Origin of the sequence: Sedimentibacter acidaminivorans, assembly GCF_017873955.1 — a bacterium.
GTDB lineage: Bacteria > Bacillota > Clostridia > Tissierellales > Sedimentibacteraceae > Sedimentibacter > Sedimentibacter acidaminivorans.
In genome coordinates this window covers 75,372-88,212 of the sequence record NZ_JAGGKS010000008.1, presented here as the reverse complement: position 1 = coordinate 88,212, position 12,841 = coordinate 75,372, and the positions used below count along the sequence as shown (strand labels likewise).

Annotated in this window: 15 protein-coding genes; 14 read left to right on the top strand and 1 reads right to left on the bottom strand. The window is 28.5% G+C overall.

All coding sequences use genetic code 11. The features are described from left to right. The first annotated feature begins 23 nt into the window (after positions 1 to 23). The 7 genes from secD (at position 24) to J2Z76_RS12920 (ending at position 8,190) form a co-directional block, all read left to right on the top strand. Complete coding sequence (secD, locus tag J2Z76_RS16715; protein WP_245210454.1) at positions 24 to 1,289, top strand: protein translocase subunit SecD; 1,266 nt, start codon at positions 24 to 26, stop codon at positions 1,287 to 1,289. Further along, positions 1,289 to 2,203, top strand: coding sequence for a protein translocase subunit SecF (gene secF, locus J2Z76_RS16710; protein ID WP_245210453.1), 915 nt, complete (start codon positions 1,289 to 1,291; stop codon positions 2,201 to 2,203). The genes secD and secF overlap by 1 nt, the downstream gene beginning before the upstream one ends. A gap of 122 nt (positions 2,204 to 2,325) precedes the next feature. Further along, entirely contained in the window at positions 2,326 to 2,970 is a 645-nt protein-coding gene (locus J2Z76_RS12940) for a regulatory protein RecX (protein ID WP_209512493.1), read from the top strand. A 31-nt stretch (positions 2,971 to 3,001) separates the two neighbouring features. Next, a complete protein-coding gene (locus J2Z76_RS12935) occupies positions 3,002 to 3,895 on the top strand; it encodes a sensor domain-containing diguanylate cyclase (RefSeq protein ID WP_209512492.1) in 894 nt (297 codons plus the stop codon). 599 nt (positions 3,896 to 4,494) lie between these two features. Continuing rightward, positions 4,495 to 4,926, top strand: coding sequence for a DMT family transporter (locus J2Z76_RS12930; RefSeq protein ID WP_209512491.1), 432 nt, complete (start codon positions 4,495 to 4,497; stop codon positions 4,924 to 4,926). Between the two features lie 170 nt (positions 4,927 to 5,096). Further along, complete coding sequence (locus J2Z76_RS12925; protein WP_209512490.1) at positions 5,097 to 7,358, top strand: ATP-binding cassette domain-containing protein; 2,262 nt, start codon at positions 5,097 to 5,099, stop codon at positions 7,356 to 7,358. Positions 7,359 to 7,413: 55 nt separating this feature from the next. Next, positions 7,414 to 8,190 carry a hypothetical protein gene (locus tag J2Z76_RS12920; RefSeq protein ID WP_209512489.1) on the top strand — a complete coding sequence of 259 codons (777 nt, stop codon included), beginning with the start codon at positions 7,414 to 7,416 and terminating at the stop codon, positions 8,188 to 8,190. A 110-nt stretch (positions 8,191 to 8,300) separates the two neighbouring features. On the opposite strand, the gene J2Z76_RS12915 is transcribed toward J2Z76_RS12920, so the two are convergent. After that, a complete protein-coding gene (locus J2Z76_RS12915) occupies positions 8,301 to 9,026 on the bottom strand; it encodes a S8 family peptidase (protein WP_209512488.1) in 726 nt (241 codons plus the stop codon). 129 nt (positions 9,027 to 9,155) lie between these two features. Here J2Z76_RS12915 and J2Z76_RS12910 point away from each other — a divergent pair, with 129 nt between their 5' ends. The 7 genes from J2Z76_RS12910 (at position 9,156) to J2Z76_RS12880 (ending at position 12,719) form a co-directional block, all read left to right on the top strand. Continuing rightward, on the top strand, positions 9,156 to 9,419 hold the full coding sequence (locus tag J2Z76_RS12910) for a type II toxin-antitoxin system Phd/YefM family antitoxin (protein ID WP_209512487.1): 264 nt from the start codon (positions 9,156 to 9,158) through the stop codon (positions 9,417 to 9,419). Next, complete coding sequence (locus J2Z76_RS12905) at positions 9,416 to 9,730, top strand: type II toxin-antitoxin system RelE/ParE family toxin (protein WP_209512486.1); 315 nt, start codon at positions 9,416 to 9,418, stop codon at positions 9,728 to 9,730. The genes J2Z76_RS12910 and J2Z76_RS12905 overlap by 4 nt, the downstream gene beginning before the upstream one ends. Positions 9,731 to 9,971: 241 nt before the next feature. Next, positions 9,972 to 10,190 (top strand): hypothetical protein, encoded by a 219-nt coding sequence (locus tag J2Z76_RS12900; RefSeq protein ID WP_209512485.1) that lies wholly within the window; start codon positions 9,972 to 9,974, stop codon positions 10,188 to 10,190. Positions 10,191 to 10,393: 203 nt separating this feature from the next. Further along, positions 10,394 to 10,816, top strand: coding sequence for a hypothetical protein (locus J2Z76_RS12895; protein WP_209512484.1), 423 nt, complete (start codon positions 10,394 to 10,396; stop codon positions 10,814 to 10,816). Between the two features lie 89 nt (positions 10,817 to 10,905). Next, positions 10,906 to 11,313, top strand: coding sequence for a hypothetical protein (locus tag J2Z76_RS12890; protein ID WP_209512483.1), 408 nt, complete (start codon positions 10,906 to 10,908; stop codon positions 11,311 to 11,313). Between the two features lie 194 nt (positions 11,314 to 11,507). Beyond that, positions 11,508 to 12,185 carry an HD domain-containing protein gene (locus tag J2Z76_RS12885; protein ID WP_209512482.1) on the top strand — a complete coding sequence of 226 codons (678 nt, stop codon included), beginning with the start codon at positions 11,508 to 11,510 and terminating at the stop codon, positions 12,183 to 12,185. Between the two features lie 96 nt (positions 12,186 to 12,281). Further along, the gene (locus J2Z76_RS12880; protein WP_209512481.1) at positions 12,282 to 12,719 is read left to right on the top strand and encodes a hypothetical protein; all 438 of its coding nucleotides are present in this window, start codon (positions 12,282 to 12,284) and stop codon (positions 12,717 to 12,719) included. The last annotated feature ends 122 nt before the right edge of the window (positions 12,720 to 12,841 follow it).

The following is a 12,841-nucleotide window of genomic DNA, read 5'->3' as shown; positions in this document are numbered from 1 at the left end:
TACAAAAATTGGAGGAAGATAAATTGAGAACAAACAAACATATGTATATCATTGTAGTGCTTTTAATTGTTTGTGTTGCATTAGTTGCCTATTTTGGAGTAAATGCAGGAGTAATTCAAATTAATGGCATGAATGATATAAGATTTGGTATTGATATTAAAGGTGGAGTTGAAGCTACTTATGAAGCAAAAGACTTAGATAGAATACCAACAGAAACTGAACTTGAATCTGCGAGAATAATAATGGAAACTAGATTGGATTCTCAAAATATTCTTGATAGGGAAATAACAATTGATAAAACTAATGGACAAATTTTAATTAGATTCCCATGGAAATCTGGTGAAACTGATTTTAATCCACAAAAAGCAATAGCAGAATTAGGAGAAACAGCAAGACTTACATTTAGAGATCCAGATGGAAATATTTTGGTTGAAGGAAAAGATGTTAAAGAAAGCATAGTTCAAATAGACAATAAAACAGGGAAACCTGTCGTAACTTTAAAATTTGATTCTGTAGGAACAAAACAGTTTGCTGACGCTACAGCAAAGCTAGTGAATCAAAGAATTTCTATATTTATGGACGAAACCATGATATCATCACCAGTAGTAAATGAAGCAATTACAGGTGGAGAGGCAATAATTTCAAACATGGGAAGCATTGAAGAAGCAAAAGCATTATCTGAAAAAATAAATTCAGGTGCACTTCCATTTTCGTTAGTATCAAAAAACCATAGTACAATTACTCCAACCCTGGGAATTGGTGCACTTGACGTTATGGTTAAAGCGTGCTTAGTAGCATTTGCTTTTGTAGGTATATTTATGCTATTTTATTATAGATTACTTGGTGCAGTTGCTTGTTTTGCATTAGTTCTTCAAGTATCAGTTCAGTTGTTAGCTTTATCAATTCCTCAAATAACACTTACTTTACCTGGTATAGCAGGTATTATATTGTCAATGGGTATGGGTGTAGATGCTAATGTTATTATTTCTGAAAGAATTAAGGAAGAATTAAAAGATGGTAAATCTATAGGTAGTTCTATTGATTCTGGTTATAATAAAGCATTTTCTGCAGTATTTGATGGTAACCTAACTAGTATTATAGTAGCTATTATATTAATGATATTTGGAACAGGTTCTATGTTGTCATTTGCCTATACATTAATGGTAGGTTGCATACTTAATTTTGTATCAGGAGTTGCAATATCAAGAATTATTACTAAATCTTTAAGCATGAACAAACCTTTAAGAAATAAGTCACTTTATGGTGTAAAGTTTAAGGAGGCTATATAATGATTAAATTTTATGAAAAGAGAAAAATATTCTTTGCAATTTCAATTGCAATTATGATAGTAGGTTTAGTATCAATATTTGTAAATGGTATTAATTTATCAATACAATTTAAAGGTGGAGCAATTATTAAATATTCGTTTACAGGAGATTTAGATATTGCTCAAGTAGCAGATACGGCTACTAAAGCGTTAAATAGAAATACTGAAGTACAAATAACTGAAGATTTGGCAACTAAAAGCAAGAAATTAGTACTTAATTTATCTGGAAACAGCGGGTTAGAAGCTGGTGAGCAAGACAAATTAGATGGAGTGTTAAAATCAGAGTATCCAGATGCTAATTTAGAGTTTTCAGAGTCGAATGTAGTTCAACCATTTATTGGAAGGCGATTCTTGCAAAATGGTATGATTGCAATTGCTCTAGCATCCATATTTATAATTTTATATGTTTGGGTTAGATTTAAAAGAATATCAGGATTATCTGCTGGAGTTATAGCTCTTATAGCATTGGTGCATGATGTACTTGTAGTATTTTTTACATTTACATTCTTCAAGATTCCAATTAATGATTCCTTTATTGCGGTTACCTTAACAATCATAGGATATTCTATCAATGATACTATAGTTGTATATGACCGTATAAGAGAAAATAAACCTATGTTTAATAAAAAGCCAGTTGAAGAATTAGTGAATTCAAGCTTAAATCAGTCTTTGAGACGTACTATTAATACAAGTATAACAACCGTAGTAAGTGTTTTAATAGTATATGTTTTTGCATATATGTATAACATTGAATCAATTAAAACTTTTGCTTTACCAATGATGATTGGTTTATTAAGTGGTTGTTATTCTACAAACTGCTTAGCGGGACCATTATGGGTTATGTGGCAAAAGAAAAAACTTTTAAGAACAGCATAAAAATCAAGGCAACCTCAATATGGGGTTGTTTTTTTGTAATAATTTAGATAATACAAAAGTTGATAAAATTCGAGGTCTATGATAATATATATGTACAAGCTTAAAAGAAATAGGTGGTAATAATGAAAAAAATTACTAAAATCGAATATCAAAAAAATAATAAAGATAGAGTTAATATATATTTAGATGACAAATTTGAATTTGGTATAGATTTATATATTATGATAAAATATTCATTATCTAAAAACATGGAGCTGGATGATGAATTTATATCAGAAATATTAGTAGAGGAGGATAAAGCTAAGGCTTACAATTATGCAATTTCAGTTTTATCAAGAAGTCCTAAAAGTGAAAAAGAGTTAAGGACAAAAATTATACAAAAAGGTTATGATATAGATATAGCTAATATAATTATTGATAAACTTAAGGTTAATAAATATATCGATGATGAAGACTATAGTGACAGATTTATACATGATAAAATTAACATATCTAAATATGGCAAGCGTAAAATTAAGGATGCATTATATAATAAGGGAATAGATAGACAAATTATAGATGAAAAGCTGAGTTTAATTTCTATGGATGATGAAATTAGCAGAGCGTATGTTCTGGGTGAAAAGAAATTAAAAAGTATGATTAATATTGAGAGTTCAAAAAAATATGTAAAGTTAAGTAGCTTTTTAGTTAGTAGGGGATTTGAGTATGAAACAGTCAGAAAAGTAGTTAGTAAGTTATTAAGTACTGATTTTTACAGTTGTGAGTAATAATATAAAAAACATAAGGCAGGTGACTTTCATGGAAAAATTTTTCGATTATATTTCAGATGCAGCAATAAAATGCAAAATTATTAAAAAAGATGATTCTAATAAAAATGATTTACAAATTACTCATGCTAATAAACATACAGAATACATAACAAATTTATCAAATGATGAAATCATAAATAAAAATATTTCAGATATTTTTCCTAAAATGACAGATACATTATTTAATTGGCCTAAAATATTTATAGAAACAGCAATGACTAATGATAGTAAAATAATAGAACAGTATTTTGTACCATTTGAAAAATATCTAAGATTTAATATATTTGGATATGAAGATGATTGTTTTGATATTATAATCACTGACTTAACAGAAAAAAAAGAAATTAAAAGGCAGTTGTTAGTTAGAGATAGACAAATAAGACACCTTGAAAATGAAATTAAGTCAAGCGCTAATGTAGATATGCTTACAAAATTATATAATTTTCAGTTTATTGTAGACAGTATTGCCAATAGTATAGAAAATTATAATGAAGAGGGTGATAAGTTTTGCCTTCTATTACTAGATATAGATAATTTCAAAAAAATAAATGAACTTCATGGAATTAAAGCTGGAGATGAAGTTTTACAAAAAGCTTCACTTTTGTTTAGTTCGATAGCTAGAAAAATAGATGTAACAGGTAGATATGGCAAGGATGAGTTTATAATTATTTTTAATAATCTTGACATTGATATCGCAAAGATAATGGTAGAAAAATTGAAGAAGGATATAGAAAAACATTTTATTAAATCAATTGATTCAAAAATCAGCGTTAGTGGAGCACTTTTAGAATATAGTGGAGAACCCCTAGAACAATTATTAAATAAATTAGAAAAAAGTGTGATAAAAGCAAAATCACTGGGTAATGGTACAATCATTTCGTAGAATTGCATATGGCAAGTTGAGCTATGTAGCAACATCAAATAAGTCTAAATTAAGTTAGGAATAGTCTATATATATAAGTGACTATTCCTAATTTAATTGCTAATTAAATATTATTTTTTATTTTTGTAGTTACGCGATTGTTGCTATTGCTTTTAAATCTGTTGCTATCATTTTTACTTTGATAGTTGTTATTAATTTGATTTATCTGCTCGCTTAAGCTTTGCTGGCTGTCTAATTTTGCTTGTTCTTCCCAGTTGAATAACTTGGTGTCGTTATCCTTGTTGTTAAAATTTGTAATGACTAATCACCTTCAATTCAATAGATAATTTGAGTAACTCTACTATATATTATTTACATAAATAAATATATTATCAATCCTATATTTGGAACAAACAAAAAGCAAACAAAAGGGACGGTTCTTTTTGTTTGCTTTAGTGACAATAATTTCATAGGTTAACTGATAATATATCTAAACTTTGTTCAGTACTAACTTAAAAAACTTCTTAATACTATGTATTGTTGATTTGCCAATAATGTAATATTTTAATAATGATTTTAATATAATCATATAAATATAAGTATGATGGGGGTATGGATTATTGAATGAAATAATGCCATATGTATTTGCTATTTTAACGGGGATATTTACTACTGTAGAAGCAACTGTTAATGCACAATTAGGAAGAATTGTAACTCCTAAAATAGCAACTTTACATAGTTTGTTTGTAGGTTTATTAGTGATGTTAATTGCAAACATTTTGAATGGTACTTTAGGTCAATATAGTAAAGTATCTAATGTTGAATTTCAATGGTTGATTGGCGGAATATTTGGAGCATTGATTATATATCTTATGACTTTAACTATACCGAAATTAGGAGTAACAATAACTTTAACTATTGTTATTACTTCTCAAATTTTAAGTAGTTTTTATATAGATACTTTTATATTGAAACAGCAACAGTTAGAATTAACTAAGATTATTGGAGCATTTCTTGTCGTTATGGGTCTATACTTTATAATGGATAAATAGAGAATTTTAAAATTTAAAGGCTAAATAAAAAAACAACTTCAATATATCACGTTATATATAAAGTTGTTTTTAGATAAAAATAATAATTTTTTATAAACTTGAAAAATGAACAAGTAAATTATATAATTATTTATAAATGATTTGAGATAATTTTCACCAAGGAGTAATAAATGACCGAAACAAATACAATAAATATAATAAACGCAAAAGAAAATAATTTGAAGAATGTTTCAGTAAATATTCCAAAAAAGAAAATAACAGTTTTCACAGGTATATCAGGTTCGGGGAAATCATCTTTATGTATTGATACAATAGCAGCTGAATCCAGGAGAGAATTAAACGAAACATTTCCAAGTTTTGTTCAACAATACCTACCTAAGTATGGCAGACCTGATGTTGAAAAAATTGAAAATCTTCCTGTTACAATTGTTATAGATCAAAAAAAGCCAACATCTAATTCACGTTCCACAGTTGGAACTTATACAGATATTAATTCATTGTTAAGACTTTTGTTTTCAAGAGTAGGAGAACCATTTGTTGGATATTCGGACATCTTTTCTTTTAATCACCCATCAGGAAAATGTCACCGTTGTGATGGATTAGGAGAAGTAACAGATCTTGATATAAATAAGCTTGTAGATTTTAATAAATCATTAAACGAAGAAGGAGTTATAAGCTTTCCGGCTTTTACAACAGGTGCTTGGAGATGGAAGAGATATGCATACAGTGGTTTATTTGATCTTGATAAAAAAATAAAGGATTATTCAAAAGAAGAACTTGACCTGTTTTTATATTCACCACAAATAAAAATCAAAAATCCCCCTCAAAATTGGCCTAAGACAGCAAAATATGAAGGTATTTACCCAAGGATGTACAGAAGTATAATAAATACAAAAGAAGGTAAACATCATAAAAAAATATTAGACAAGATGGTTAAAATAACATTATGCCCTGAATGTCATGGCTCAAGATTAAATAAAAAGATAAGAAGTTGTAAAATAAACGGTAAAAACATAGCAGATGTTAATGATATGTCTATACCTGATGCTATAGAATTTATTAAAACAATAAATAGCCATTTAGCTGAAGATTTAAAAGTAGAAATTATAAAAAGATTAAGTGCGTTAGTTGAAATTGGCATAGGATATCTTTCTCTAAGCAGAAGTACCTCAACACTATCTGGTGGTGAAGCACAAAGAATAAAAATTGCAAAATACATAAATTCAGCTTTAACTGATATGGTTTATGTGCTAGATGAACCAAGTGTAGGACTTCACCCAAAGGATATAGAACTTTTAAAAAATTCATTAATTAAATTAAGGAATCACGGCAATACAATTTTAATTGTAGAACATCACAAAGAAATCATAAAAATGGCGGACTTCGTAATTGATATGGGTCCAAAATCTGGCGAACACGGGGGAGAGATAATATTTACAGGAAGTTACAGTGAACTTATCAATTCAAATAACCTAACTGGTAGATTACTGCGTAATAAAGAACCTCTTAAAATGAATATAAGACAACCAAAATCTTGGTTTAGTATAGATAATGCTTGTTTACATAATTTAAAAAACATCTCAGTAAAACTCCCTCTTGGTGTTTTAACAGTTATATCAGGAGTTGCGGGTTCAGGAAAAAGCTCTTTGATGGAAGTTTTTCAAAAAGAATCAAATGAAGACATTATTTCTATTGCTCAAAAAGATATCGGCATTAATTTAAGGTCGACACCAGCAACTTATTTAGATATTTTAGATTGTATAAGAGATTTATTTGCAAAAGAAAATAATGTAAAACGTACATTGTTTAGTTTTAATTCAAAAGGAGCTTGCCCTGCGTGTGGAGGAAAAGGTATTATAGTTTCAGAAATGTCCTTTATGGATTCAATTGAAACTGTTTGTGAATTATGCAATGGAAATAGATTTTCAAAGGAAGTATTGAAATATAAATATAAGGGTAAAAATATTGCAGAAGTAATGAATTTTTCTGTAGAAGAAGTGATAGAATTTTTTATTGATGAAAAATTTGTGAAAAAGCTTCAATCATTAGAAAGGGTTGGTCTTTCATACATTCATCTCAATCAATCTATGACTACATTATCAGGTGGGGAACTTCAAAGAGTTAAATTAGCAAGCTATTTAAATAAAAAAGGAGCAATATTTATAATAGATGAACCAACAGACGGACTGCATTTACATGATGTAAAAAAACTTTTAACATTATTTAATCAACTAGTAGATGAGGGAAATAGCTTGTTTCTTGTAGAACATAGCCTTGATGTAATGAAGGATGCCGATTATATCATTGAGCTCGGTGTAGGTGGTGGAATGTCTGGAGGTAATATACTATTTGCTGGAACTCCAACAGATATGCTTAAATCACAAAAATCTATAACGAAACCATATTTAAAAGAAAATTTACAGGGTGAATAATGACAGTGGGATAAATTTGGTGGATATTAAAATATAAATTAGAGGGGGTATTTAATTGAATAAGAAGTTACTATTTATTGTGAGTTTGATATTAATCATGACAACTTTCACAGGATGCAGTCAACCGTTGATTTATTCAGAAATGTATGAAGGAATTCCAATATATCCAGAGTCGATATTGCTGAAAAGTTCAGAATATAGAGAATTTTACAAAATATCAGAGTTTAAAGGTGCTTTTGCAGAGGTGAAGGAATTCTATTTAGATAATATCAATCAAGATATATGGACTATTAAGGAAAATCCACTTGAAGTTAATGGTGAATATTCATTTTTAGGATCACTTAGTACTCAAGGATATATTCTTAAAAACAAAGAAAAAGAGGTTTCTCTTTTAATACAACGTGCAATAATAAGTGAAGATGGAAGTGGGTATTTAGTTATTATAATAAATGGTAGCCCTCTTAAAGAAGCAAAATTTAAAGTAGAAGGAGAAAGTGAACATTGGAAAGCATCATTAGATTATGTCTTGACAAAGGAGAGAATAAGGATTAATGGAGAAGCACAGTATGTTGGAAATAAACTCCCTAAAATAGTTGAAACTGAGTTTGCAAGATACCAAATAATGGAAGCGGAAACCCCTGTAGCATCTGGTAGTGAAACAAGAAGCTGGGGAGAATCTGAGCGTTCTGTGGTTGATTTTGATGGAGGGTACAAGAGAGAATATGAATTAGAAGTTCATAAAGAGTCTATTAATAATGCATATATTAAAATTGTATGGGAAGAACAGGATGAAATTAAAACAGAGAAAATTGATCTAGATGTTGTACAATGAAAATTAGCATAACTTAATATAAGCTTATTGTGGTCACACTTTAAATGAATGCAAATGTTGAGGTAATAAGTAGGAGGAAAAAATTTATTTTCCTCCTATTGAATAACTAATTAAAATATTTTACTTAAATCTAAGATTCCTGCACCTTGATCAAGAGATGATGCATTTATTTTAGAACATGAACCTGCTAGTATTCTCTTAATATCGAAGTGAGTATAGTCAGGGTTTTTACTTAATAATAAAGCAGCAGCACCTGATACCATTGGAGCGGCCATAGATGTTCCGCTTAATGAGGTGTAGTTGTTTAAACTCTTATAAGATAAAGACATTACATCAACCCCTGGTGCAATTAGATCAGGCTTTCTGACTCTATCTATTGTTGGACCTCTACTTGAAAAGCTAGCAATAAAGTCGTCATCAGTTTCTGGAGTTCTATTGTTATCTAAGGCTCCTACAGAGATGACGTATCTACTTGTTGCAGGAGATAAAATTGTATTCCTCATGGGACCACTATTTCCTACCGCTGCTACAACCACCAATCCGTTATCTATAGCGCGGTTAGCTGCTTTAACAAGGGGGTCCTTTCTTTCTCTGTATTGTGCTATTGCACCTAATGAAAAATTAACTATCTTGGTTTTATAAACCTCCTTAGAATCAATAATCCATTGAACTGCAGATAAAATATCTGAAGTCTTTCCGTTTCCCTTTTCATCTAGTACTTTAATTGATAAGATATTTGCTTCTGGAGCAATTCCCCTATATTTACCTTTAGAAGAATATCCGCTAGAAGCAAGGATTCCAGCACAATGAGTACCGTGAATGATAAGACAAATCAAGAAAACATTGAAAAATAGAGAAAAATACGAATCATTATAAGAGCTGTAACAAGAAGAATATTAATTTAGTTTGATAGTATGTCAATATTATGATATAATAATGATATATTATAAATGGAGGTGTATATTATGCCCAATATAAGACCAAGTTCAGATTTGAGAAATAAATATAGTGAAATTTCTGATTTCTGCCACAAATATTCTGAACCAGTGTATATAACAAAAAATGGTCAAGGAGATTTAGCAGTTATGAGCATAGAAACATATGAAAAAATTATAGGTAGATTTGAGCTTTACAAACTTTTGGATGAAGGATTGGAAGATATTAAAAATAATAAGGTTTCTCCTGCTGAAGAAATATTTAAAAATGTTGAAAGAAGAATTTCAGAATGAGTAATTACAAGCTGTTTATGTCTGAGTCGGCAGCAACAGATTTACAGAATATTTCTGATTATATTTCAAGAAATCTAATGGAACCTGAAATTGCTCTTAAAACTATAAGTAAGATAAAAGTTGCTACAATGGGACTTGAGTATATGCCTCATCGGCATGAACTTGTATCAGATGAGAGACTATATACACAAGGGTTAAGAAAAATAATTGTTGATAATTATATTATTTTTTATACAATATCTGAAATTGATAAAAGGGTAATAATTGTCAGAATACTTTATGGAAGAAGAGACTGGATTAATATACTATAAAAATGCAAACCATGCACATGTATAGTATTAAATATGCTATGACCATAAACCTATAATAATTTAATTTCTATAAAAATATATAATGAGTCATTACATTGCAAAATGAATGATTCTTTTTCTTTTTAAACAAGGTTGCAAATATATGTAAATATTTATAAAAATATATCAATATTTGGTAATTAGTGATATAATCTATATACGTAGAATTTTACAAATTAAATATTTGGAGGTGGCGATAGTATTGAAAATTCAATATGGTATTATTACTTTTATAGTAGGATTTATAATTGCATTTGTATTTAGTGTGTTTTTTGGTTCGGATGGTGGAAGTGGAGTAGTAACAAACGGATCGTTTCTTAGCGGTGTAGCATTTGTCAGTGGAACAATATTATTTCTTAGTGGTGTTGTAGTAACTTGTACACTTATGATTATTGATGTTATTAAAAGCAAGAAAAATTAAATAACTATAGAGTTATTTTTGAGAAAGATTAATTTGAAATATTTTAAATTTTAAGACGCATTATTCAAATTTTTCGTCAAAGTAGTTCGAAAATATTGTAGCATTTCTCAAATTTTACGTCGGAATAGTAAAAATATTGCGTCACAATTAGAGGAAACAAAGAATATTTATATTTTGCCTAAATATTAGCAGGAGGAAATGCAGTGGATGAAATTAAAATACAAAAACAGGTGCAACAGTCAAAGATGTGGAATAGGAATGCTATCATATTTTCTATTATTGCTACGATAGTAATTACTTCTCTAATTGGATTTGGAATTTATAGATATAAATATACCTTCACTGTCGAAAAATGGCTCAAGACTCCAAATGACAGAACAAACATAGTAAATGATTTGCTTGAAAAGCACAAACTTATTGGAATGACAGAAGAAGAAATTATTTATTTACTTGGTGAAGAGGAAAACTATGCAAACACCAAGACATCTTTCAAGATAAGCAATGATTACTATGAGCCGGAAAATACTATTGTATATTATTTGGGTGTTGACTATATGGACGATAGGTGGCTTATCATATCTATAGATAAAGGTATAGTCAGCAATTATTGCATTGATGTAACATAATATGGTTCTAAAAATTCATATCAGTACTGCAAATTATGCTTAATATAAGTAAAAATATTCAGGATACAAAAATATAGGTGGTTATTGTAGTGAAAAATTCAAAACTTATTATTTTATTGATTGCAATTATTTTTATATTATGGAGTGTTTTTCCCAAAACAAAACCTCTTTTAAAAGGATTTTATCAAAGTGAAATGATTGGAAGTCATATTATTCAAAGGTTAGTTCGAGAAGAAGATAATAGTTTTGTTGAATGGATCAACAATAGAGAAGTTGATAGAGGAACTTACGAAAAACTCGATGACAAATCATATAGAATTAATAGTAATAGGCAGAACTTTGAAATCACATTAAATGATGATAATTCTTTTGAGATAGTTATTAGCAAGTTGAATGATGGAACCCCATTTATTATGAAGAATATTACGACTGATGATATCCGTTACGGTTTTGGTAAATTTGAGGACGTAGATGAATATAAATCTCTATTGGATTAACACTTGTTGTGATTGATTAAGAAGGGTAATTCGCATCATTCGAATTTTACACATCAGTTTAAATATAATGGAAATATTGGATGAATTAACAATTTCAAAATAATATAATAATAGTATTAAAGAAAGATATATAAATATAGAAAATGTAAAATACAAAGAAGTTGCATATGATTTTATACAAATGGAGGAAATAAGTGAATAGTGAAAAAAGGCATAAAAGAATTTTAGAAATAGTTCAAAATAAATTGACTTGTTCAGCACATAATCTGGATCATGTAATGAGAGTCTACAATCTTTGCTTAATGATTTCAGAATATGAAGAAAATGTTGATTTGGATATATTGATTCCAGCGGCATTGCTGCATGACATTGCAAGAGTTGATGAAAATGAAGACAAAACAGGAAAAATTGACCATGCTGTTTTGGGAAGTGAAATTGCAGGAGATATATTAAAAGATTTAAAATATGATGAAGGAAAGATAAGAAAAATAAAGCATTGTATTATATCACATAGATTTAGAACCGGAAATGAACCAGTAACAATAGAAGCGAAAATACTTTTTGATTCAGATAAACTAGATGCAATCGGTGCAATAGGTATTGCTCGAACTTTCATGCTTTCTGGGCAGTGTGGGCAAAGACTGGAATTAAATAACTCAATAAGCGAATACTTAAATGACAACACAACCGAAAATGGAAGAATTAGGGATAGTTCAAAACATAACCCAATAATTGAATATGAAGTCAAATTTAAAAAGATTCCGGATAAATTGTATACAAAAAAAGCAAAAGAAATAGGTGAAGATAGGATTGAATTTATGGAGCAATATTTCAATAGATTAAAATCAGAATTACAAGGTAATGCGGAATAAGTTTAAAGATCTAGATACATTTGAGTTGCATGTGTTCACAGAGAATAAAATGAAAGTAATATCGAAACCGCTAGGGTGGTAGGAAAGGAGAACGGTGTGACTAAAATTAGAAAAAGAATTATACTATTACTTTTAATAGTTATAGTTGCTGTTATTTGCTTTTATTCAACTTACAGGATTAGAAGTTTTGAGAGTGTAATAGGAATTAAAGCAAATAATATAGATAAAATCATTATAGGGGATAAAGTATTAAATGAAAATTATGAGGGATTAATATCATTTTTTAATTCATATGAATATAAAAAATTATTAAGTCACAATTTTGATTTTGCTGAAGAATTTCCAGATGGGCTAAAAACCTATCTTATTTTCATTTATTCTAATAATGGTGAATTAACATTTATTAATCCTATGGAAAATTATATTTTAATTAATACAGAGTTATATCATATAGTTGATGATGAAATAGACCATTCTTTTTTAACTGATTACTATAAATCAATTGATGATAGTTATATTATTAAAATTAAATAAGAACTAAATTATATTTGGACACTTGATAGTTTAATTCTAAATTAATAATTTTTTATTCCAATATAGACATTAAATAACAACTTCGATTAAAATACACCATTTAATAGATATAGAAAAATTAA